We start from the raw sequence: 23,662 nt of genomic DNA, 5'->3' as shown, positions 1-23,662 counted from the left end.
CGGAACGGCGCGAGCCGTCCGGTGAAGCTGGAGAAGATATTGAAGGACCGGAGGGCTTGCGCCCTGCCGCTAACAAAGACCGGAGGGCTTGCGCCCTGCCGCTAACAAAGACCGGAGGGCTTGCGGCCTGTCGATTTAGTTCCTGGGGACGGTTGATTCGATTTTGGTTCCGGACGAGGCTTTTATGGTGCTATGCGGGGCATCCAGAGTCGTTGGTAAGCGTGTTGACGGGATCGTGGCGTTCGCTTGTGGCGGATTTCGTTCGAAATGCCCCCTATCTCCCCTAGTTTGCTGTTCCGAGCGATTGTGTCGCCGCGGCGGCGCGCAGCTTCGCCAAGTAACTCATGATTTTCTTCAGATTGAATCCGGTCGCCGCCCAGCGCCATTCTTGATTCACACCTGCGATACCTCGAAGCAGGAATCGCCGCATATCAAGCGTGCTCTTGATCACGGCGAAAGGCGTTTCACCGAAATGCTGACGACGAGAGTAAGCCTCTTTGGCTGCAGGCGTTTCCATTCGCGCACGCTGCCGACGTCGCGCTCCTTCATGCTCATCATGCATCGTCTCGCGACCACGTGGCGGGCCAGGCTTGCGACCACGTCGCTTGCCCGCTCGCTTGTCCGACGAGGTCGCTTCGCTGGACTCCTGGGACGATGCCTCGCTGCTGCTTGCCTCGTCTTTTGGCTTCACGTTCTTGCGACAACGCCCAGCCAGCGTGCAGCCCTCGCATTCAAAACAGGTGTAAACCTTTCGCTGCACCGGAGAGCCGTCGCCATGCGTCGTGTTCTCGGTCGTCCGATGTGAAAGCACTTTGCCTGCCGGGCAGTAATAGCAGTCGTTCGCTTCGTCGTACACAAACGCTGCTTTGTCAAATCGTTTGGTTTGTGGATTAACCGGCAACTGATCAATCTGATCGGCGGCAACGGGCTCAGTCAAATCCGAACGCTCGGCAGGGTTGTTCTCGCGATTGGTTTCGGCAAGCGGGCCAATCAGTTCGATCTGTTTTTCCTCAGCCGCAGTGAGGTTTTTGCCCGTCGTGTAAGCCGAGTCAGCCATGACTCGCTTAATGTCAATTCCAAAGTCGTTGGCCACACAGTCGACGATGGTGGCAAATTCGTGGTGTTCGACGTTGCCGATCAAGACGTCCGCCGCAACGATCAGGCCGCTCTGCGTTTCGGTCGTCGCCATCGGAGTAAAGTTGGCTGCGTAACCACCCTCCTTATTGGGAAGAATGCGACTGTCCGTGTCAGTCTTGGGTAACTGGGCGGGGCCCTTCGTCCCATTTTTCCTGCGGACTTCGTCCATCGCATTGACCGTCTCCAGATGAGCGGCCAGTTGTGAGCGGCGTGACTTCAAGTTGGCGACGGCGGCGGGGAGGCGGTCCGCCGAAACGTCCTGGCCGATGAGATCTTCGTCGCATGCGTCGTTGACTTCGAAGGTTTCCAGGGCCTCATCAATTTGCGCGTCAAGTTCTTCGAGTGCTTTGGCTAATCGTTTGGCCGTCCAAGTCTTGTATTTGTTGGCGTCAGCCAGGATGCGTGTGCCGTCGATGCACAGTTCCGAGAGATTGGCGATCCCCAGGTTGATCGCCAGCTTGACCATTTGTTTGAAGATGCCTTTGACTGCATCACTATTGTTTCGGCGGAAGTCGCTGATCGTGCTGTGATCGATGCGGCGACCGCTGCTAAGCCAGATAAAATCGATCGAATGCTTGAGTTCGTATTCAATGTTCCGGCTGGATCGGATTCGCCGAATCATGGCAAACAGCAGGATCTTTGCCATTACGCTGGGATGGATCGGCGGCTGACCGAATCCGCCGTTGTAGGCCGCCTCCCAATCAGTCCAGTCCATCTGATCGAGAATCTCGTCGACCAAGCGAACGGGATGATCCTGAGGGATGAGTTCCTCCAGGGCGGTGGGAATGAGGACCAGTTGCCCGCGTGGTGTAGGAGCTTCCTGCCAATAGCTGGTCTTGGGTTGTCTCTGGCTCACTGGGCAAGCCTCCCTGCGTGAGAAGTGAATCGCGACGACGATCCGCCAAGAATAGCAAACATCGTGACGATGCCTACTAAGCCACCTCCCCTCGTTTTGTGGATACACTAAACCGACAGGCCGCTAGCGCCCTGCCGCTAACAAGGACCGGAGGGCTTGCGCCCTGCCGCTAACAAAGACCGGAGGGCTCGCGCCCTGCCGCTAACAAGACGCACTCCGTTTGTTGCTATCGTGAGCGGAACGCTCCGCTCTGGCTAGTCGCTTTCATCCCTCGGGGATGCTGCCCGTTACGTCACCGGCAAGTTCGACGCGTCAAAGGCGTCGGGCAGCAGCTGTGAAAGCCGACGAATCTGCCGCGCCCCGGTCAACACATCGGTCATGATGACTTGCATGTCGCTGGCGAATTCGGAAAGGAATTGTCGGCAGGCCCCGCACGGGCTGACGCCACCCACGCTGGCGATCGCGATCGCTTGAAACGCGCGGTGACCTTGGGACACCGCCGTTGCCGTCGCCACCCGTTCGGCACAGATCGACAACGAATAGCTGGCGTTTTCGACGTTGCAGCCGCTGACGACGGCGCCACCGGGAATCCACAGTGCCGCCCCCACATAGAAGTGACTGTGCGGCGCGTACGCTTGATCGCGCGCCTCGACAGCCGCACGCACCAACTGGTCGATCTCTCGGGTTTTCAACTCAATCATTTGGGCAGTGCAAAGCGTGAAAGAAGCTAGACGAAAAGGGGGCGTGCGGCGACGGATTCAGCCGTGATCTCCACGGCTTGGCGAAGACTTCTAAGATACTCGTTTTGCCGGCTGGTGTGGCAGTGTAAATCCAGAAGAGGTTGACCGCGCTCGACGCGGTCTCCGATCCGCACGTGCATGCGGATCCCGACGGTCGGGTCAATGGGATCGCCGAGCTTGCGGCGTCCGCCCCCGAGTGAAACGATCGTCGATCCGATCCGGTGACAATCGATGCGTCCGACGTAGCCGTCGTGTTCGGACTGCAGGGGCCGGCCGGGGGCGACGTCCAAATCCCCCGCCATGCGACCACCTTGGGCGGCGACCATCGCTTCAAAGCGTTCCATCGCGGACCCGTCGTCCAGGGCCCGGTTGAGCCGCTGCGTCGCATCGTCAACATCCCTGGCGACGCCGACGCTGGTCAGCAAGAGGGCGCACAGCCGGACGGTCAAGTCGCGGACGCCTTGGAGCGCGGGATCCGATGGTTGGCCGGCCAGAATCCCCACCGCTTCGTTGACTTCGATCGCGTTCCCGATCGCCTTGCCCAGCGGCTGGTCCATGTCCGAGATCAACGCCTGTGTCGGCAGCCCCGCCGCTCGGCCGACGTGTTCGATCGAGCCTGCCAGTGCGCGGGCGTCATCGAGCGTCTTCATGAACGCCGCGCCGCCGACTTTGACATCCATCACCAAAGCGTCCAAGTTGGCGGCAAGCTTTTTGCTGAGAATGCTGGCGGTGATCAACGGAATTGATTCGACGGTGCCGGTCACATCACGCAGTGCATACAGTCGGCGGTCAGCCGGTGCGATGCGTTCGCTGGCGCTGATGATGAACGCACCGACTTGGCGGAGCACTTCAACGGAGGCTTGTTCGGACAGATCGGTTTGGAAACCGGGAATCGCTTCCAATTTGTCGAGCGTGCCACCGGTCAGGCCTAATCCGCGGCCGCTGACCATCGGCACGTGAACGCCACAGGCGGCCAGCAACGGGGCCAGGATCAGGGAGACTTTATCCCCCAGTCCCCCCGTGCTGTGTTTGTCCACGCGCGGCGTCTGGCCAGACACCGCGCGCGGCAGCCGGTCGCCGCTTTCCAGCATGGCACGAGTCAACGTCGTTGTCTCACGCTCGGTCATCCCGTTCAAGCAGACCGCCATGGCGAAGGCCGACATTTGATAGTCGGCGACACTGCCGTCACAGAATCCATCGATCAAGAACCGGATCTCGTCATCGTGGAGCGCGTTTCCGTCGCGCTTTTTGGCAAGCAGGTTAGCCGTCAGCATGCGGATGACCGTGGTATGCAAGGTCGTTATAGTGGATTGCGTCAACAAAGATCGTGCCACGTGTTCCCCTTTCTGTCGACCTCCAGGAAAAGTGATGTTGTGCTCCCGTTACTTGATCGCATTGGTTTTCTCCGTCATCACCACGATGATGGTCACCCAGTGTCTGGCGGCCCAAACGGAATCGAATGTCACCGCACCCGAAGGCGACCAAGCGGCTTCTGAATCGCCGGACCAGGAACCCGCCCCGCCCGCTGCGGCGGCCGAGACCCCGAGTGCTGAGCCGCCGAAAGCTGAGCCGGCCAAAGCCGAGCCGCCGAAAGCGGAGACCCCGAAAGCGGAGCCGGCCAGTGCCGAATCCGGTGGTGCGGCCGAGGCCAGCCCCGAAGTGCTTGCGGCGCTGCAAGCGGGCCCACGCGCGCTGTCCCTGGCGTTTCGCATGGCCGCCAAGCGTGCCACGCCGTCGGTCGTCGTGTTGTATGCCTACGGCCAAAATGGGGACCCGGGTGACTCCAGTGAAACGGAAGTCCCGGAAGACGAATTGCCGTTGTTGGAACGCGCGGAAATCCCGACGCCGCCGCCGGCCGAAGAGAAACTGACCGGGTTGGGATCCGGAGTGATCGTCTCGGCCGACGGGCTGATCATCACCAACAACCACGTCATCACCGGGGCGACGCGTGTCGTCGTGCAATTGCCCGATGAGACCCGCGTGGACGCGAAAGTGGTCCGCGGCGACCCGGACAGCGACGTGGCGATGGTCCGCGTGGACTTTTCCGAACCGCTCGACCCGATCTCGGTCGGCGACAGTGACAAGCTGGAAATCGGCGATTGGGTGCTGGCGATCGGCAGCCCCTTTAAATTGGAAGCGACGGTCAGTGCGGGGATTATCAGCGGCAAAAACCGCCGTTTGGATCGGATTCGACGCAGCAGCATGTTGCAGACTGATGCCGCCATCAATCCCGGAAATTCCGGCGGTGCACTGATCGATCTGGATGGCAAAGTGGTCGGAATCAGCACCGCGATCGCCACCCGGAGCGGGTTTTACCAGGGCGTGGGGTTCGCGATCCCGATCAACCAGGCCCGCTGGATCGCCGACGAACTCGACCGCCACGGCAAAGTTCGCCGTGCCGCGATCGGTACCACCCTGGTGGAACTGAAGCCGCGAATCGCGAAACAATTTAATTTGGAGCCGTATTCTGGTATCCTGGTCTATCAGATCATCAAGGGATCGGTCGCCGAACAGGCGGGCATCGAGCCTCAGGACGTGATCGTGGAATTCGCCGGCGAACAGGTGCGAGATTCCATTGGGCTTCAGGAGGCCATTGAACGCAAACCGATCGGTTCAAAACAGCCAATCGTCGTCCGGCGCAAGGGAAAACGCGTCGAATTGACCGTCGAATTGGCGACGGTCGACGATCCGACCGGTCAAGAATGAGAAACCAACATTGTCTGCGTTTCGCCTCTTTCCTACCATTCCACAACGGCCCAACTTGCGAGGGCCTATGATAGAGCGGGTTCCGCCAGGAAATCTCGCCTCTTTCGACTCCCGAAACATCCCACCCGAAATCCGGACCAATCATATGGATCGCCGTTTCACAATGCGTACGATCGTCACCGCCGCGGTTCTTGTTTGTTTGGCGCAGGCCGGTTCCTCGCAGAGGATACTGGCCCAGCCCGCCGTCCCCGAACTTCCGGGTGTCGAGAATACCACCGCCACGGCGCCTCCCCAAGCGACGGCCCAGGATCGACGGATTGCGAAGTTGATTGCGTCCCTGATTCCCAAATTCCACATCTCGTCGGCTGAACTGGATGACACCATCAGCCAACGGGCGCTCGATCTGTATCTCGATCGATTCGACCCCCTGAAACTGTACTTCTATCAGTCCGATATCGACGAGTTTGCCAAACACCGCAACCAGATCGATGACATGGTCAAACAGGGTGACCTGAGCTTGGCCTACACGATCTTCAACCGATTCACCCAACGCGTCGACGAACGCGTCGCGATGGCATTGGAGATCCTCGATTCGGAATTCGACTTCACCAAAGACGAGTACATCATCGTCGACGCCGACGCGGCCAGTTACGCCAAAACCCCCGAAGAAGCGAACCAACGTTGGCGCCGGCAAATCAAGTACGCCCTGCTGGATCTGCGTGACGATGACACCGTCGGTGACGAGGCACGCGATCTTCTCCGCCGCCGCTACCTGCGTTACGCCCGACGATTCAAGTCCTATAGCAACGATGATCTGCTGGAAGCGTATCTGACGTCGGTCACCAGCGCCTTTGACCCCCACTCGACCTACATGTCGCCGTCGACGCTGGACGATTTCAACATCTCGATGGGATTGAAGCTGCAAGGGATCGGTGCCGCCCTGCGTGAAAAAGACGGCAATACCGTTGTCATGCAAATCATTCCCGGTGGTGCGGCCGATCAAGACGAACGGCTCCAGCCCGATGACGTGATCGTTTCGGTCGGCCAGGGCGAAGAAGGCCCGATGGTGGACATCGTTGAAATGCCTCTGAAAGACGTCGTCAGCCTGATTCGCGGCAACGCCGGAACCGTCGTCCGCCTGGGCGTCAAAGTCGGCGGCAAGGGCAAAGTCGAAACCTATCAAATCACCCGCGCCAAGGTCGAACTGGAAGAGTCCGCCGCACGTGGCAAGATTCTCGATCACACGATGCCCGATGGCAGCGTTCGCAAGATCGGCTTCATCAACCTGCCCAGTTTCTACATGGACATGCAAGCGGCACGCGAAAATCGAACCGATTTCCGCAGCAGCACCCGCGACGTCCGAAACATCCTGATGGAATTCAAGAGCAAGGGTGTCGAAGGCGTCGTGATCGACCTGAGTCGCAACGGTGGCGGGTCGCTGACCGAAGCGATCAATCTGACCGGGCTGTTCATCAATCGTGGTCCCGTGGTCCAGGTCAAAGATTCACGTGGACAAATCCAACAGTACAACGACGAAGAAGTCGGCACGGTTTGGAGCGGACCGTTGGTCGTGCTGACCAGCAAGTTCAGCGCCAGCGCCAGCGAGATCTTCGCCGGTGCGATCAAGGATTACAACCGAGGCATCATCGTCGGTGACCCCGCCACCCACGGCAAAGGCACCGTGCAAACGCTGATGGACCTCGGCGAACGCCTGTTCCTGACCCAACGCCAAAACTACGGGGCGTTGAAAGTCACCCTGCAACAGTTTTATCTGCCCGACGGCGAAAGCACCCAACGCGGCGGTGTCGCGGCCGATATCGTGCTGCCTAGTCTGACGCAAAAGATGGATGTTGCCGAAGGCGATCTAAAATACGCTCTCGAAGAAGACCGCATCAACGGCGCCCGTCACGACATCTATAACCTGGTGCCGAACGATCTGCTCACCGAACTGCGACAAAAGTCCGAGCAACGCGTCAAAGCCGACAAAGAATTCGTCGACCTGATGCGACGCATCGAACTGTTCGTCAAGCAGAAAGAAGAGCAAACCGTTCCGCTGGAAGAAACCGCGTTCATGCAGCGACGCGATGAACTCGATGCCCAGAAGGAAGAGGAAAAGGAAGAAATCGAACAGGAGACGGACAAACAAGTCTTCCGTGATACCTTCTACAACCGCGAAGTCATCAACATTGCTGGTGACTACATCGAAGGCCTCCGCCGAGAAAAGCTCGTCCGCAACTAAGAGCGGATGTGGGGTAAGCATCCTGCTTGCCACCGACGCCGGCTCCGCCGGCGAACGGTCGAAGTGTGAGCCTGACCCCTTTTCCGCCGCACCCTCAATCAAAAAGTTGACGGAGCACTACGGGCCGGTTTTCAATAATTCCATCGGATTGATCCGGGTCCAGCGATCGATCCGTTCGGCGTCGATTCCCAAACGGCTGGCGAGCATCTCGGCCATCTGCGGCATGGTGGTCGCACAGCCGGCGAAGTGCTGATGGCCTTCGGCCCAAGCGGCCAAGTGCTGGTCGACTTCGACCATCTGGCCGGCCAGTCGATAGAAGCCCGGTCCCAAGCCGGCGGCGCCGATCGCGTCGGTCACGATCACGATGTTTTGTTCCGGAACGCACTTCAAATAGTTTCCCAACGCAAACCAGGGCACGTGATGTCCATCGGCGATGAAGGAGATTTTGAGGTGGTCGGAGAGCGAGAGCACGCGTTGGACAATGTTGTCATGGCGATGCATCTGTCCAGGGCATCCATTGCCCAGGTGCGTGAACATCGACAACCCGGCATCGATCGCCTGGCGCAACTGAGCGATCGACGCGTCACAGTGCCCGGCGGCAACGACGATTGACTGATCGCACAGCCAGCGGGTGACTTCGACGCTGCCGTGCATTTCCGGGGCCAGCGTGAGCAACCGCACGCGACCACCGCCCGCCTCGACCAACTGTTCAGCCAATTCGATCGTTGGCTCACGAACACAGTCTGCCGGATGGGCACCCACAAATCCCGGTTCGGGACTGATGAAGGGGCCTTCGACATGGATGCCCGCGACGATCTGGTCGATTTCGGCATGCGACTGGGCGGCATCGGCCACGCGGCGGATCCGACGGACCATGGCATCGATCTGGTCGGTGATGATCGTCGGCAGAAACGAGGTGACGCCGTCGCTGCGCATCTGCCGGCAAGCCGTCAGGATGGCTTCGTCGGTCAAGTCATCGCTGTTGAAGTCCACGCCGTAATAGCCGTTGACCTGCAAATCAACAAAACCGCTCATTCGACTCGCTCCAGCGTTGCTTTGACGTCCTCGGGAATCTTGCTCGCCGCGGCGTCGTCGATGATCAACGTCGTCCCCGAGTGGTTCCTCAGGATGCTGGCGGGGACATCGGGAGTGATCGGACCGCACAACGTGTCGCGGACCGCAGCCGCCTTGCGCTCATCGGGCACGCTGCAGTAGATTTTTTTTGTTTTTAAAATCTGTTGGATCGACATGCTGATCGCGTGGGTCGGGACCTCGTCCAAGGAACCGAACCAGCCCTCGCCGACCTGCTGCATGCGACACTCATGATCCAATTCGACGATCAAGTACGGCGAATCGGTCTCAAAGTCCGCCGGCGGATCGTTGAACGCCAGGTGGCCGTTCTCACCGATTCCGACCAATGCCACGTCGACGGTGACGGAAGCGACTTTGGTGGCTGCCTGACGGACCGTCTCGGTCGCGTCGGTGTCGCCGCTCAAATAGTGGAACGACGCGAGAGGAACCTTGTCGACAAAGCGTTCTTTCAAGTAACCGCAAAACGATGCCGGGTGGTCGCGGCCGATCCCGATGTATTCGTCCAAGTGAAATCCGTGCACGCGGCTCCAATCGATGTCGTCCTGCGCGACCAGATGCGAGAGAACTTCAAACTGTGATGCACCGGTGGCCACAATCAGATAGGCCTCTCCATTTTCTTTGATGGCATCTCGAAGGTCTTGGGCGGCATGTTCGGCAGTGTACCGTCCCATGTCGGACGGCGTTTTGGTGACGATTGTCTTCACAGTGAATCCCGGTTGGCTCCATTGGGTGTCTCGAATTGACCTGACCTAGCGATCGATCGCTGCTGGTCAGTAGGATCGCGCCGTCGCGGCAAGATCTCGACGGATCGGCCCGTGCGGCAACGATCGCTGCAGATCTTAACACGTTTTCGTCCCCCACCCAGCATGCCCAGACCATTGGTGAACCTGCGTCATTTCGGTCTCACGCTCGAACGGTCCTTCAAACAGCACCGTTGGCTGTGGCGCTATGCCCATTGCAAACGTGTGTTTGACAGTTGGAGCGAGCGGACAGGCGGTGACGCGGTTGCGACATCGCGGCCGGACGCAACGCGGCGTTGTTTGCTGGACCTGCGACGGATCGCCAGCGACGGCGAGCAGGGGCGGCGATTTCACGCCTTGGTGATGCTGCTGCGGCGAGGCGGCTATGAATTGTCGATGGTCCCCCGTCTGGCCTTCTTGCAAACCGGCCATCGCACCTTCAAAGCGAACGCGTTATCGCAAACCCGCCCGTTCTTCGAAGACCAACTGCCTGCGGATTTTTGTCCCTTTGATCTCTGTCTGTCCGACGGCGCCGCGGCGCATCGCTACGCACGACGAACGCTGCCGGTCCTGACCGGCACTCAAAAACCGCTGCAGCCGGGCGATCTGGCGATGCCCTACAGTTTTTTTCCGGCCATCTGGGATCACGGCGAGGATCAACGCTTCGAAGACTACCGGAGTCGCGCCCGGGTCTGGCGAATTTTTTTTGGGGGGCACTGTTCCGAAGCGTCTTATCGCCGGATCAATAAATACACGCGGCTGCAGCCCGTTGAACGGCACCGCGTGGTCCGCGAAGTCAATCGGTACTTCTACGACTCCACGCTCTGGATCGACTGCGACGAACAGCTCGAATCGGCACAGCGGCAACGCCACGAATCGTTCGTCATGATCGATAACGCGGTCTATCGTCCCGATGCGAGTCGGTGGCTGGGATTGCTCGCACAGTCGGATTTTTTTCTGGCCGCCCCCGGATGCGATTACCCGCTTTCTCACAACGCGATCGAAGCCATCGCCGTCGGCACGATCCCGGTGCTGGAGTACAACTCGTTGTTCACGCCGCCGTTAAGCGATGGTGAGAATTGCATCACCTACCAAGGCATCGACGGTTTGCGTCGCGCCGCGGCACGAATCGAAACCATGGATGAACGCCAAATCATCAAACTGCGACGCGGCGTGATCGACTACTACGAATCTCACCTCAGTCCGGCTGCGTTTTGCCGGGATTTGGAAAACCAATCCACCAAGCGGCTGCACCTGTTCCCCTATCTCACGCCCGCGGCCAAGCAAGCGGCTTGAACTGCTACCGGGGAAATGCATTTCCAAACGCAATCCAACGGCACCTACCGCAATGACTCGCCCGTCACGTCGGAGGCCGTCAACCAACCTCGCTGGACTTGATCGCAAAACACTTCCAAAGATCTTCGGATCGCGAGTTGCAGGTCGGTTTGTGGGACGTCCGGAAAGGCTTCGAGAAACGGTTCATACTCCAGATCGCAGATGAACGGGACCATTTGATCGCCGATCGAAATTTGGAATCGGTCTGCGATGCCGAGTTCGGTGGTCGCGTGACGAAGCACGTCGACAAAGGTGGCCGTGTCGACGGTTTGACTGGGTAACGTAAACGCGCCGTATCCATCGAATGGCCCGAGGACGGCGTTGCCGAACGCCGCGCCGACATCGGGTGCGAACAGGTAATCTTGTCGCGAACGGAATGGAATCTTGTAGGGCAATCCGAGCGCGACACACTTCATTGCGGTCGTCGGTGTGGACGTCAGTCCGGCGTCACGTCCGGGGCCGAACAGGACGCCGGGGCGAAGACTGATGGTGGGGGTTCCGGTTTCGCCACAGAACAGCCGCGCCACGTTTTCACCGGCAAGCTTCCAAACGCCGTAGACGTTGACCGGTTCGGGCATCGCCAGCATCGGAACGCGGTCTTGTGGGTAGGCGGCGCGGGGCCCATAGACGGCGATGGAGCTGGCATAGACGAATCGTTCCAACGGTCGAGCGCAGGCCTTGATCGCTTCGATCAGGTGTTGCGTGCCGGCCAGGTTGATCTGCAACCCCAAATCACGATGGGCATTGCAGTCGGGGGTTTGCAGTGCCGCCAAGTGCACCACGTGCGTGACTTCGTTTGCGCACAGGATCTCCCCCATTCGCTTCGGATCGCTGACATCCGCCTGGACAAACATCATCCGATCGCGATCGACATCGTGGAACACGCGTTCGCTCCGCGCGGAACTGACGCTGCGGCTGCACACGATCAGTTCGGCATCGCAGTGGGCGATCAACCACTTGGCCGTTTCCGCGCCGATGCATCCGTATCCGCCGGTAATCAGAATGGTCTGTCGCGTCATGGAATCGCTCTCGTCCTCGGCCCGGGGTTCGGAGGTTTTTAGTTTAGCCTGTCACATCGGCTCGATGTTCTCGCTTGGGAGGCGTGTCTGTGTTGCGAACATTCGCGATGCAGCAAACACACTTCACCATCTTCGTACGGGAGTCGAATGCAATGTTGGTACAACGTTTTTTTTGGGTCGGTTTGATGCTGTGCACCGGCACGGTCGGTTGGTCACAGGATTTCGCCACAATCTATTTCGGTGATCCAGACATCGAAAAGCAAGTCGATGATTATCGAAAGGACAAAGGGGTTGTCGGGATGGGGCTGGCCGTCGTTCATGACGGCGAGATTGTTTACCTGCGAGGTTACGGCAAAGAAGACCGTGAAGCCGACATTTTCGTCGATCCGAAGGCGACGCGTTTCCGTTGGGCGTCGGTTTCAAAAACCTTGACGGGCGTGCTGGCGGTGATGGCCGACAACGACGGCATCGTCGACCTGGACACCAACGTCCCCTATTACTACCCGAGTTACAAGGTTCCGAGCAAGTATTACGTTGGCGGAAATCTGAATAACGGCCAGAGCGTGCCCTGGTTCCGTCGATTCATCACGATGCGACAACTGCTCAGCCATACCTCGGGGATTCAACACTACAGCAACGGACTGAAGCGACCCGAGCCACCTGCATCATTGGCGGCTGATAAGGATGTCAACACCGGAATGGAATGGGCGCTGAGCTATTGGGTCGACAACCCGCTGATCGATCTGCCGGGGAATCGCTGGTCTTACTCGACGCCGGCGTACAATTTGGCGGGCGTTGTACTAGAACAAAAAATGGGAGGCTCGTTCGATCAGTTGACGCAGATGCTGATCGCCCAGCCTGCCGGTATGACAACGCTTCGCCCCGACACGCTCTGGAATCCGGCTCCACGACGGGCGGTCGGCTACACGCTCAGCGGTGGCGTCGCGACGCGCGACAATCGAGACGACGACGTGTCATGGAAGCTGGCCGGCGGCGGGTTCATCTCCACCGTTGAGGACATGGGGCGTTACGCGGCCGCACTGTTGGGCGACGAGATTTTGAGCCCCGCGGAGAAATCAGACATGTGGTCGCCGCAGTCGCTCCGCAACGGAGACCTGACGAACTGGTCGCTAGGATGGCGAATTCGCCAGGGGACGGCGAGCGATTTGGATTTCAAAGTGGAACACGGCGGCTCCCAAACCAAGGCACGCTGCCATCTGTCGCTGTATCCCAATCGCGGGTTGGCGGTCGCGGTGATGACCAATTCCAGCACCAACTGTGACACGCGAGGTCTGGCAAGAGACATCGAAGAGATCGTGATCGACCGCCTCGATGCCGGGGATGCCCCGATCAAGAAAGGATACGATCACTTGGACATGATCGCCGAGCCGCTGTTTCCATCGATCGGTTTGTTTCGCAGCGTCACGACGACGTATCGGACGCTTTCTCGCTGAGACGCGCGGCGTCGAACATGCAGGCTGATCGATCGGGATCAGCCGTCTGTCGCGAGGCCGACGGGGCAACGCTGTGAAGCATTTTTTAGCGGTAGGGCGCGAGCCCTCCGGTGTTTCGGGAACGATGAGGGACCGGAGGGCTTGCGCCCTGCCGCTAACACCTCGTCAAACGCAGGGAGTAAATGCTTCACAGCGTTGCCGACGGGCGTTCCATCGCTCCGGGATACCCGACACCAGCGAGCATCCTCCGGAGGTCACTCGTATTCCACCGCAGCTTGGTTTTCGGGTAGGCGGTAGTGGACGAGGCGACGAGTCCTTGCCAAGATGCCGACTACAGGGGACTCGTCGCCTCGTCCACTACGTTGGCCAGGGGACTCGTCGCCTCGTCCACTACCCGAAAATTGAGCTGCGATAGACTCCTAGCGTCCCGCTCGCAGTTCGCTCGTCATGCGTTGAAACTCTTTCCGAATCGCTTCGTTGTTGAACTCGCGGAGCGAGGGGACTTTGAGTTTCATCAGTGTTTCAAAATCACGGCGTCCGGTGTTCATCAGCGCCGCGACGTCGCTGGAAAGTTTGACGGTGTCATAGGTGTTCATGGCGGTGGCCAGTTTCTTTTGAGCCAGCTTGTTTTCCTTTTCGATCAGTGCCGCGTTGCGTTTGAGGTATTCGATGTACAAGCTGGCGGTCTGGCGTGTCAGCTCGTTGGAGGCGATGTTCGACTCGAGGACGTCGCGGTCACCGCCGCTGACCTTGATCAGCGTTTGCGCCTGTTTGATGTTCTGTTCTGCTTGGGCGGAAAACTCGTTGAGTTTCGGGATGTGTTTTTCGTGGACGTCGCGGACGAACGTCTTTTGAATTCGATCCATCACGTGGATCATGACGACGTAGATCCCGTAGTACCGCTTCGACACATCCAACGCCTCGCCGCTTTCTTCGGTCAGTTCTTGAAGCTGCGCCGTGACGTGTTTGATGTTGTCGAAGACGACGGCCATCGTGACGATGTCATCGCCCGAGACCGAGGACAGCAACGATTCCACCCCCTCTTGATCGACTTCGACACCGATCTTCGAGAGTTCCTCGGCGAACGTCTTTTTCAGTTTGACCAGGATTGCTTTTTGGCGTTCGATCTCCTCTTCCTCCGAGGCGATGCTTTCATCGAGGGCTTCTTTGGAAAGCTCAAACGGGTTGACCTTGTCGAGCTGGCTTTGATCCTTGGCCCAGGACGCGGAGACCCGCTGGCGACGATAGTCGGCAATGTTGGTCTGGGACTGCGCGATGGCCTCGTTGGCCTCGCGAATCCGGCGGCGGTAGTCACTGACCTCCGAAATGCTCAGCGCCACGATCGCCTGGTCGAGCAGTTCGTTGATCTGAGCGGAGTTGGATTGTTTGTCCAGCTTGAAGGGGATCACCGAACTGTCGGGCAGCTCGGCATGTCGATCGACCAACTGTCGGGTCTCTTCCAAGGTCGGCAAGACGCGTTCGAAGAGATCGCCCAGGCGCTGGCGCAGCCGGCCGTCGCCGATCGTTTCCGAGACGATGGCGATCGCGGAGTCCCCCTCGGTGGAGCTTCCCTCGGCGGTTTCGACTTGGCTGGCAGTGGACGTGTCGGATCCGAACGTGCCGGCGAACGGATTTTTTTCGCAGCCACAGCATCCGATCAGAATTGCGGCAAGCGTCAAACTGGGGGGGAAGCTTCGCATGGGTATCCTTCAGGAGAGGTGGGTCGCGCCATGATTCATCTTAACGCCCGGATCTGCCCAGACAAAACCAAGGCCGGGTTTGGGCTGGAAATCGGGCGCACGCCGTCATTGTTTTGGAGCATCAGCGACTTTGGACGATACAATGATGGTTCGCCCGACGCGTGTCGAATCTTTGCCGATTGGATCGATGAATCAGCCAAACTGCGAGAAAAAACAGCAACATGTCCGGATGCTCCGGCAGCTGCAGCGGCAGACACCGTTCGCCACGATCGCGGTCCAGTTGATCGGTGGCGAAACGATCGTCATCGCCGACCCATGGCAGTTTATCGTCGACGCAGACCGCCTCTATGCGATCGTGCCCCCGTCCAAGCACGTCCGGTCGATCCCGCTGAGCGAGATTCATCGGATCGGACGACGACGCCCCGTTGCCGCGTTGCACGAGTGAATCGATGCCGATCACGACGGGTGGACCGGGCGCCGGACGCGCGCCGATCCGCACCTTTTCTGTGCCGTTGACGCACGGCCCAGAGCACGCCCTCACAACGGCGCTATCTCGGTTTCGCGTGCCGCTCGCTCGCAGCCGATGCATGATTTGGACAAAATGTCACAGCCGGCATCTGTCAGGGCGTGAAACTCCGATGATTTCACGTTCGCACCATTTACTTTGACACAATCGATTCAGCTGGCACCATTCGTGCACCTGCGAGTGTCCTTCCCCGTCTGAAGGACCTCTGCGATGCCCACTTCCATTGTTCAGCGATATCTCGCTTCGAAATCTGCGGAAACGTACTCCGGTGCTGACGAGTACGGGTTCGAACTGGCGATCCGTTCGGCGGGCGCATCGGTTTGCGGCGGACGCGATTACAACGAAGACCGATTTTATCGATCGGACCCGAGCCAGTTTTATCTGGTCGCTGATGGCATGGGCGGCCACCTGGGTGGTGCGATGGCCAGTCAGATTGCGATGGAAACCATTCCGATGGTTTGGCAGAGCAGGACCCGTCAAAACTCACTGTCCTACTCGGGGATCCAGTCCGTCTATCGGGAAGCCATTTCGTGTGCGACGCGGGAAATGTCGAGCGCGGTGAGTGATCATCCGGAATACGATCACATGGGCTGCACGTTGGCGGTCGCGTTCGTTTATTGCGGCCGGATGTACTACGGTCACGTCGGTGATTGTCGCGTCTATCTCCTGCATCGCAACACACTGACACGACTGACCAAAGATGAAACCCTGGTCCAAGGCTTGGTCGATGCGGGCTCCATCGATGCACGTCAGGCTCGGGTTCACCGCTGGCGTCACGTCGTCACCAACAGTGTCAGCGCGCAGGGATTGCAGCAACGCGCCCGTTTGCGTTCGGCGCAGATCAGCATAGGCGACCGCGTCATGCTGACGTCCGATGGGCTGACCGACGAACTGACGGATGACGAAATCGCACAAATCATGGCCCGCTGTTTTGACCCGCAGGAATGCGTCGATCAGTTGATCGGCGCGGCGTTGGAACGCAAAGCTCGCGACAACGTTTCCTGTGTCGTCTTTCAAACCTGACGCCGATACACGCCCCCGGCGACCCCGTCGCGTCACCATTTTCAATGGCAATGAAACCAACATGTTAATGAGCCAACCGCAACACCGTCTCGTCCAACTCGACGACGTCACACGCATTGCATTGATGGTCACGCCGCCCAACGTCGGCGCTCCGATCGACCAGGCTGGGGAGGCGGTTTCGACGATCCGCGAGATTCTGCGGCGACAATCGGTTCCGATGGCGTTGACGAAGCAAACCGTCTTTGTCCGCTCGGCCGATGACATCGCGACGTTTCAAGAGTTGTTCAAAGCGACCTACCGAGACCGGGTGCCGGCGACCAGTTTTGTGATTCAACCGCCCTGTGACGGTCAGGCGTTGGCGATCGAAGCCTGGGCCCTTGGCGGCGAAGGGGTTCAGGTTGATTTCCCGTTACCCGATCTGGTCACGGTGTCCTACGATGGACTCCGCTGGATCTACGTCGCCGGGATCACGTCTCCACCGCAGGCCGCCAGCGCGTACGAGGAATCGGCAGACTCGTTTCGTCGACTGGCCGAACGTTTGCAGCATGTCGATGCCAGCTTCAACGACGTTTGCCGGATCTGGTTGTACCAAGGCAGCATCACCGAACTGGAATCTCGTCCGACGGGAGAACCGATCGAACGGTATCGAGAACTCAACCGGGCTCGCGCCGAATTCTTTCAACGGCTCGAATCGGCCGGCCAGATCAACACGTCGCGCGACGGGCATCCGTTTTACCCGGCCAGTACGGGGATCGGAATGGCCGGCCCCGGTCTGACAGTCAGTTGCCTCGGACTGCAAACCGATCGTGAAGACGTTTCGTTGCATCCCCTGGAAAACCCGCGACAGACATCGGCCTTCGATTATGCGAGAAAGTTTTCACCCCGAAGCCCGCTCTTCTCGCGCGCCATGGCCGTCAAGATCGGCGACCACGTGACCACCTGGATCTCCGGCACCGCCAGTATCCTGGATTCGGAAAGCGTTCACCTGGGCGACGTCGAAAAGCAGACTGAACAGACGATCGACAACATCGAAAACTTGATCAGCGGAGCGAACTTTGAACATCATGGACTGCCGGGGCTGGCCGCCGAGTTGACGGATCTGGCCAAAGTCCGTGTGTATGTCAAACGTCCGCAGGACTACGAGACATGTCGGTCGATTTGCGAAGCCCGGTTTGGATCCGTGCCGGCGATCTACGCCGTGGCGGATGTGTGTCGGCCCGAACTGCTTGTCGAGATCGAAGGCGTCGCGTTTTCAGATGTTTCCCCCTCGTCCTAAATTGATTTCAACAGGCATGTGATGTCGAGTCGTCCCTTCGCCCCCCAGGACTTTGGCGTCCTTCGAGTACGGAACAACCGTTTTCGAAGACACCGAGAACCTTGGAGCCCGATGTGGATCCTGGCCTGTGCGGCGTCACTTTCGGTCACCCTGTTGTGCGGTTTGGTCTGGTGGTTGACCGTTCCCGATGTGGCCGACGATCCATCCCGGATCGCGACGCAACGGCCTGCCGTCGGTCCGGAACGTTCGGCTGCCGCGTTGCCGGGGCAGCCCGCGCCGGATCCGGCCCCACGCCGGCAGACGTCACCCAACGCGACCGGCCGATTGTTGGCCGGTGTCGACCCGAGATCCTCACAGCCTCGCCCGCTCGCCAACGCCGCGACGATGGTCACCGCCTCCGGGCTCGGCCGATCCGCTCCAGGCAACGTGCCCGATGTCCGCGACATCTACGAAAGCTCCCACCCGGTCCACGGCCACAATGCCGTCGACGACGATGTCTTTCGACAATTGATCGCGCTGAACATCAAACCCGCCAAACTCTGCTCGGACGAAGTCTTCCTGCGGCGACTCTATGTCGACGTGTTGGGAACCCTGCCCACGGTCCAAGAGGCCAAGTCGTTCTTGGACAACCACCAGGAGAACAAACGGCAAGCCCTGATCGATGAATTGCTTCAGCGACCTGAATTCGCCGATTATTGGGCGATGAAATGGTGCGACGTCCTGCGCGTCAAGGCGGAGTTTCCGATCAATCTGTGGCCCGGAGCGGCGCAGGCCTACCACCGCTGGATCCATTCGGCGATCAAGACCAACCTGCCCTATGACCGATTCGCACGCGAGTTGTTGACTGCGTCGGGAAGTAACTTTCGAACGCCCCAAGTCAATTTCTATCGGGCGCTTCAGAGCAAGGAACCCGAGGCGATCTCGCACGTCGTCGCGTTGACGTTTCTCGGCGAGCGATCCGAGGGTTGGCCCGAAACCCGACGCGCCGGCGTGGCACAATTCTTCAGCAAGGTCGGCTACAAACCGACCGGCGAATGGAAAGAAGAGATCGTGTTCTTTGATCGACGCCGCAACGGAGCCGATCCCAATCTAGCCGTCGACGCCGTCTACCCCAGCGGTGTATCGGTTCGCATTCCGCCGGATCAGGACCCTCGTCAGGTCTTTGCCGATTGGTTGACCGACCGCCGCAACCCCTGGTTCGCCCGCGCGGTCACCAATCGTATCTGGTACTGGTTGCTCGGCCGCGGCATCGTCGAGCCGCCCGACGACGTGCGGCAGGACAACCCGCCCGCCAACCTGCCACTGCTCAACACGCTCGCGCGGGAACTGGTCGCATCGGACTACGACATCAAGCACGTCTATCGCTTGATCCTCAACTCCAGTGCCTACCAACTCTCGTGCATTGCCGAATCCGATGACGATCGCGCGGCCGAGCACTTCGCCTATTACCCGACCCAACGACTCGACGCCGAGGTCTTGATTGACGCGATTTGCCAAATCACCGGCACGACCGAAACCTACATGAGCATCATCCCGGAACCCTTTACGTTCCTGCCCGATGGTCACCGCGCGATCGTGCTGCCCGATGGCAGCATCACCAGCAGCTTCCTGGAAATGTTCGGCCGCCCTGCGCGTGACACCGGTCTGTTGTCCGAACGCAACAACCGCCTGACGGCGTCGCAGGCGCTGCATCTGCTCAATTCCAATCACATCCGCAATAAGATCGAGCGTGGACCTGGAATCCAATCGTTGGTCCAACAGGGCCGCGATTCCTGGGACACCGCCGAGAGAATTTATTTGGCCATCCTGTCTCGAAGACCGACCGAAAATGAACTCAATACGGCTGCGGCGCTCTGTGACGATCCGCGTGGGGCGCGCGAGTTGGCTTGGGTCCTGATCAATAGTGATGAGTTTTTGTTCCGACATTGAAGCTGAGGCCACGACCGCAAGCTGGAAGCTTACGCCACGATCGCAAGCTGGAAGCTTACGCCACTTTTTACCTGTGAGAATGACGATGAGACCGAGACGACGAAACGATTGCGGGCGACTGAGCCGCCGACAGGTCGTGCACGGTGGCGCGATCAATGCCGCCGGTTTGATGATGGCGTCTCAGCTGATCTCCGCACACCGATGCGCCGCAGACACGGCTGCCGCGGGGGCAACGCCCTCGTCGGTCGACGTGGACTCGGCCGCCCGGCTGGATTCGGCCAAGGCCAAGGCGGTGATCCAAATCTGGTTGGCCGGCGGGCCGCCGCACACCGATACGTTTGATCCGAAGCCGGAATCGGGCAGCGACTACACCGGCCCGCTCAGCGGCACCAGTGCGACCAACGTCACCGGGATCCACATCGGGGAACTGTTGACCGAACTCAGCAAGGTGGCGGACAAATACGCGTTGATTCGCAGCATGACCCACGGCGTCAATGGACACGAAACCGCATCCTACTTGACTCAAACCGGTCGCATGCCGGGGCGGCTGGTCTATCCCGCCGCGGGCGCCGTCGTCACGGCCTTCAAAGGTTTCCCCGAACTGAAACCGGGTGAGAAAGAAAATTTGATCCCGCCGTACATCGTCCTGACCAGTCCCCAAGGTCGGTTCTCCGAAGCCGGGTTCATGGGAATCAAATACAAACCGTTTGCCACAGGTGGCGACCCGAACGCGGCGCGGTTCGCCGTGGAAGGCATCATTTCGCCCCATCTGTCCAAAGAGCAACAACTGGATCGACGGCGATTGCTTGGCGAAATGAACTCGCTCGGCAGTGCGATCCCCGGCCGTCCCAGTTTGTCGATGGCGGCCCAAGCCCGCCAACACGCCTACGACTTGATCGTCGGTGATGCCGGAAAGGTCTTTGATTTGAACACCGAACCGGATGAAATGCGGACGCGTTACGGCCGCACCAAGTTTGGACAATCGTGTTTGGCGGCGCGGCGATTGATCGAAAACGGTTGCAAATTTGTGACGATCAATCACGGCGGTTGGGACACACACAAAGATCATTTTCCGTCGATGCGTCGCAAGTTGCCTGAACTCGATCGCGGTCTGGGGACGCTGATCGCCGACCTGGACGACCGCGGCATGTTGGACAGCACCATTGTGTGGTGCATCGGTGAATTCGGACGCACGCCCAAGGTCGCTTCCGAATCGCCCTGGAATGGTGGTCGCCATCACTTCGGTTCGGTGTTCTCCTCGTTGGTTGCCGGGGGCGGATTTCAAGGTGGCCATGTCGTCGGGACGTCCGATGCACGCGGCGAAACCGTCCAGGACCGGCCGGTCTATCCCGGCGATCTGATCGGCACGATGTACGAATTACTGGGCATCGACCCCGAGGCCAGTTTGCCGCATCCGATGGGCGAATTTGTCCGCGCCACGCCCGGAGCGGACGAGGGCATGAAAAGCGGCGGACGACTCAAAGAAATCACCTAACAAACAAGTGCCGTAAGCTTCCGGCTTGCGATTCAGGCTCAACAGCAAGCAGGATGCTTAACCCACCTCATGATCGAGAGGCAACGATGAATCAACACCCGCTTCCACGGTCAGCGTTTTGCGCGGTGCTGTTGTTGTGCGCGGTAGCGTCTGCCCCGGCACTGGCGCAAAACCGCGGCAGAGCTCCGCATCTGGCGTACGTCTTTCCAGCCGGATGCGAACGTGGGATGACCTGTGAAGTCGTTGTCGGCGGACAGTACTTGAAGGACGCCAGCGAAGTCTACGTGTCCGGCGAGGGCGTCAAAGTAGAGATTCTCCGCTGGTACCGGCCACTGACTGCGGGTGAGTACAACAACCTGAACATGAAGTTTCGCGAGACGCGCGAACGGCTGATGGGACAAGCCGTTTTACGGGGCAGCAACAACAATCCGACCGACGAGGAGATCGCCGAGGCCGCCGGGATCACCGAAGAACAACTCCGCGAGATGGAGATCTATCGCAGGCGTGACCGCGATCCCAAACGTCAACCCAATGACCAACTCGAAGAAGAGGTCACGTTGCGGATCACCGCGTCGTTGGAAGCCGCGGTGGGAAAGCGGGAGTTGCGATTCCTGAGCGACAATGCGATCTCCAACCCGATCTGGTTCCATGTGGATCGCTGGATGGAGACGCGTGAGTCGGAGCCGAACGATCTGGTTGCCACGGAGGTGACGGGGCGTTTTCCGCTGGTGATCAACGGCCAGATCATGCCGGGGGACGTCGATCGATTTCGAATGGAAGCCAAGCAAGGCATGAAGCTGGTGGTTCACGTCGCCGCCCGTGAGGTGATCCCCTACCTCGCCGATGCCGTCCCCGGATGGTTTCAAGCGGTCGTACGGATGACGGACGAAGCCGGTGACGAAGTGAGTTTCGCCGATTCGTTTTATTACCGCCAAGATCCGTTGCTCTATTTTGAAGTTCCCCGGGACGGCCGTTACACGCTTGAAATCCGCGACGCACTGTTTCGTGGCCGCGAGGACTTTGTGTATCGAATCACGGTAGGTGAAATACCGTTTGTCACCAGCGTCTTTCCGCTCGGGGCACGCGTGGAATCGGAATCAACGATCCAATTGCGAGGCTGGAACCTGACCCGAACGGAGCAGAAGATCCGAACCATGTCGCGTCAACAGTATCGCCCCCAACGCTGGTACTCCTCCATCCAAGGCGATCACGCCGTGCGTTTTCCGTTGCAAATTGACCATTGGCCGGAAGTGATGGAGGAAGCGACCAACAACGATCGAGAAACCGCACAAGAGATCTCCACTCGCATGACGGTCAATGGTCGAATCGATGAACCGGGTGACGTGGACGTTTATCGGATCAACGCCACCGGTCGAATCATTGCCGAAATTCACGCGCGTCGTCTCGGTTCGCCACTCGATTCGATGTTGACGTTGACCGACGCCCAAGGAAACGAAGTCGCTTTCAATGACGACTACAAGGACCTGTCGCAAGCGATGCTGACCCATCACGCCGATTCGCACCTGGAGGCTTCGGTCGGCTCGCGATCGGACTACTACCTGACCGTCACCGACGCGCAAGGCAACGGCGGTCCCGATTTCGGGTATCGACTTCATCTCCGACCACCGCAAGCCGACTATGAGCTCCGCGTGGTGCCGTCCAGCATCATCGCCCGCGCCGGACAGGTCGTACCGATCAGCGTGTTCGCGCTGCGCAAAGACGGCTTCGACCAGGACATCGATCTAACCCTCGTTGATCCGCCGCCCGGATACCGTCTCGATGGCGGTATGATTCCTGGAACATCCGATCAAATTCGGATGACGCTGACCGTCCCTCAGAAGCCGACTGAGACAGCGATCACCCTGCAGATGGAAGGTTCCGCACCGAGGCGATTGCGGAGCCGATCCAAAATCGTGCGGCCGGCGATTCCCGCGGAGAATATGATGCAAGCGTTCATCTGGTACCACCTGGTTCCGGTGGAAAACTGGAACGTGATGGTCAGCGGACGCCCTGGGGCCGACATGCCGCTGAAGATCGCCATGCCCGAGGACGGGATTGAGCTGCCGCGTGACGGAGCGTTCTTGTTACGGGCCATGATCAATGCCCAACGGACGCCGGTCGATCAATTGTATGTCGAACTGTACGAAGCCCCCGAGGGAATCACCGCTTCGATCGTTCCGGATGCGGTCGGGGGCGCCGCGATCAAGCTTGAGGTGTCTGGTGAGAAGATTCAGCCGGGCGAGCGGGGGAACCTGTTGTTGAGCGTCTACAAGGAATTCACCCCCGAACCGACCGAAGCCGACCCTGCACCCAAACCCAGACGTACCGACTATGGCTTCCTGCCCGCGATGCCGTTCGAAGTGACGTCGCAACGGGCAAGCCGTTGACGCGGCGG

17 protein-coding genes are annotated in these 23,662 nt (G+C 59.3%); 10 read left to right on the top strand and 7 right to left on the bottom strand.

Annotation, left to right across the window (positions count from 1 at the left end):
- Window positions 1–283: 283 nt before the first annotated feature.
- The 3 genes from TBK1r_RS15560 to TBK1r_RS15550 all read right to left on the bottom strand — a co-directional run bounded on the left by TBK1r_RS15560 (window position 284) and on the right by TBK1r_RS15550 (window position 4,028).
- Complete coding sequence (locus TBK1r_RS15560; protein WP_419580133.1) at window positions 284–1,993, bottom strand: IS1182 family transposase; 1,710 nt, start codon at window positions 1,991–1,993, stop codon at window positions 284–286.
- A gap of 287 nt (window positions 1,994–2,280) precedes the next feature.
- On the bottom strand, window positions 2,281–2,694 hold the full coding sequence (cdd, locus tag TBK1r_RS15555) for a cytidine deaminase (protein ID WP_145212324.1): 414 nt from the start codon (window positions 2,692–2,694) through the stop codon (window positions 2,281–2,283).
- Window positions 2,695–2,720: 26 nt separating this feature from the next.
- Window positions 2,721–4,028 (bottom strand): thymidine phosphorylase, encoded by a 1,308-nt coding sequence (locus TBK1r_RS15550; protein WP_473772511.1) that lies wholly within the window; start codon window positions 4,026–4,028, stop codon window positions 2,721–2,723.
- Window positions 4,029–4,101: 73 nt separating this feature from the next.
- On the opposite strand from TBK1r_RS15550, the gene TBK1r_RS15545 reads away from it, so the two are divergent.
- Window positions 4,102–5,439, top strand: coding sequence for a S1C family serine protease (locus TBK1r_RS15545; protein ID WP_419581383.1), 1,338 nt, complete (start codon window positions 4,102–4,104; stop codon window positions 5,437–5,439).
- A gap of 163 nt (window positions 5,440–5,602) precedes the next feature.
- Window positions 5,603–7,678, top strand: a complete 2,076-nt coding sequence (locus TBK1r_RS15540; RefSeq protein WP_145212316.1) for a carboxy terminal-processing peptidase — start codon at window positions 5,603–5,605, stop codon at window positions 7,676–7,678.
- A 117-nt stretch (window positions 7,679–7,795) separates the two neighbouring features.
- Here the strand turns inward: TBK1r_RS15540 and TBK1r_RS15535 are convergent, their stop codons facing one another.
- Together TBK1r_RS15535 and TBK1r_RS15530 are read right to left on the bottom strand one after the other, a co-directional pair.
- The gene (locus TBK1r_RS15535) at window positions 7,796–8,713 is read right to left on the bottom strand and encodes an N-acetylglucosamine-6-phosphate deacetylase (RefSeq protein WP_145212313.1); all 918 of its coding nucleotides are present in this window, start codon (window positions 8,711–8,713) and stop codon (window positions 7,796–7,798) included.
- The gene (locus TBK1r_RS15530) at window positions 8,710–9,474 is read right to left on the bottom strand and encodes a glucosamine-6-phosphate deaminase (RefSeq protein WP_473772510.1); all 765 of its coding nucleotides are present in this window, start codon (window positions 9,472–9,474) and stop codon (window positions 8,710–8,712) included. Before TBK1r_RS15530 ends, TBK1r_RS15535 begins: the two co-directional genes overlap by 4 nt.
- Before the next feature lie 162 nt (window positions 9,475–9,636).
- Here TBK1r_RS15530 and TBK1r_RS15525 point away from each other — a divergent pair, with 162 nt between their 5' ends.
- Window positions 9,637–10,806 (top strand): hypothetical protein, encoded by a 1,170-nt coding sequence (locus TBK1r_RS15525; RefSeq protein ID WP_145212310.1) that lies wholly within the window; start codon window positions 9,637–9,639, stop codon window positions 10,804–10,806.
- Between the two features lie 44 nt (window positions 10,807–10,850).
- On the opposite strand, the gene TBK1r_RS15520 is transcribed toward TBK1r_RS15525, so the two are convergent.
- Window positions 10,851–11,864 carry an NAD-dependent epimerase/dehydratase family protein gene (locus TBK1r_RS15520; protein ID WP_145212307.1) on the bottom strand — a complete coding sequence of 338 codons (1,014 nt, stop codon included), beginning with the start codon at window positions 11,862–11,864 and terminating at the stop codon, window positions 10,851–10,853.
- 152 nt (window positions 11,865–12,016) lie between these two features.
- Here TBK1r_RS15520 and TBK1r_RS15515 point away from each other — a divergent pair, with 152 nt between their 5' ends.
- Window positions 12,017–13,318: a serine hydrolase domain-containing protein gene (locus TBK1r_RS15515; protein ID WP_419581382.1), complete on the top strand. Its 1,302-nt coding sequence runs from the start codon at window positions 12,017–12,019 to the stop codon at window positions 13,316–13,318.
- A gap of 419 nt (window positions 13,319–13,737) precedes the next feature.
- Here the strand turns inward: TBK1r_RS15515 and TBK1r_RS15510 are convergent, their stop codons facing one another.
- Window positions 13,738–15,018 (bottom strand): hypothetical protein, encoded by a 1,281-nt coding sequence (locus tag TBK1r_RS15510; protein ID WP_145212301.1) that lies wholly within the window; start codon window positions 15,016–15,018, stop codon window positions 13,738–13,740.
- 187 nt (window positions 15,019–15,205) lie between these two features.
- Here TBK1r_RS15510 and TBK1r_RS15505 point away from each other — a divergent pair, with 187 nt between their 5' ends.
- The 6 genes from TBK1r_RS15505 to TBK1r_RS15480 all read left to right on the top strand — a co-directional run bounded on the left by TBK1r_RS15505 (window position 15,206) and on the right by TBK1r_RS15480 (window position 23,654).
- Complete coding sequence (locus TBK1r_RS15505; protein ID WP_145212298.1) at window positions 15,206–15,463, top strand: hypothetical protein; 258 nt, start codon at window positions 15,206–15,208, stop codon at window positions 15,461–15,463.
- A gap of 291 nt (window positions 15,464–15,754) precedes the next feature.
- Window positions 15,755–16,567: a PP2C family protein-serine/threonine phosphatase gene (locus TBK1r_RS15500; RefSeq protein WP_145212295.1), complete on the top strand. Its 813-nt coding sequence runs from the start codon at window positions 15,755–15,757 to the stop codon at window positions 16,565–16,567.
- A 61-nt stretch (window positions 16,568–16,628) separates the two neighbouring features.
- Complete coding sequence (locus tag TBK1r_RS15495; protein WP_419581381.1) at window positions 16,629–17,843, top strand: Rid family hydrolase; 1,215 nt, start codon at window positions 16,629–16,631, stop codon at window positions 17,841–17,843.
- Between the two features lie 111 nt (window positions 17,844–17,954).
- On the top strand, window positions 17,955–19,772 hold the full coding sequence (locus TBK1r_RS15490) for a DUF1553 domain-containing protein (RefSeq protein WP_145212289.1): 1,818 nt from the start codon (window positions 17,955–17,957) through the stop codon (window positions 19,770–19,772).
- A gap of 85 nt (window positions 19,773–19,857) precedes the next feature.
- The gene (locus TBK1r_RS15485) at window positions 19,858–21,267 is read left to right on the top strand and encodes a DUF1501 domain-containing protein (protein WP_419581380.1); all 1,410 of its coding nucleotides are present in this window, start codon (window positions 19,858–19,860) and stop codon (window positions 21,265–21,267) included.
- Window positions 21,268–21,353: 86 nt separating this feature from the next.
- Window positions 21,354–23,654, top strand: a complete 2,301-nt coding sequence (locus TBK1r_RS15480; protein WP_145212283.1) for a sigma-70 family RNA polymerase sigma factor — start codon at window positions 21,354–21,356, stop codon at window positions 23,652–23,654.
- Window positions 23,655–23,662: the final 8 nt, after the last annotated feature.

Origin of the sequence: Stieleria magnilauensis, from assembly GCA_007753675.1 — a bacterium.
GTDB lineage: Bacteria > Planctomycetota > Planctomycetia > Pirellulales > Pirellulaceae > Stieleria > Stieleria magnilauensis.
The sequence above is the reverse complement of the archived record's forward strand: the minus strand, read 5'-3'. Positions and strand labels throughout refer to the sequence as shown.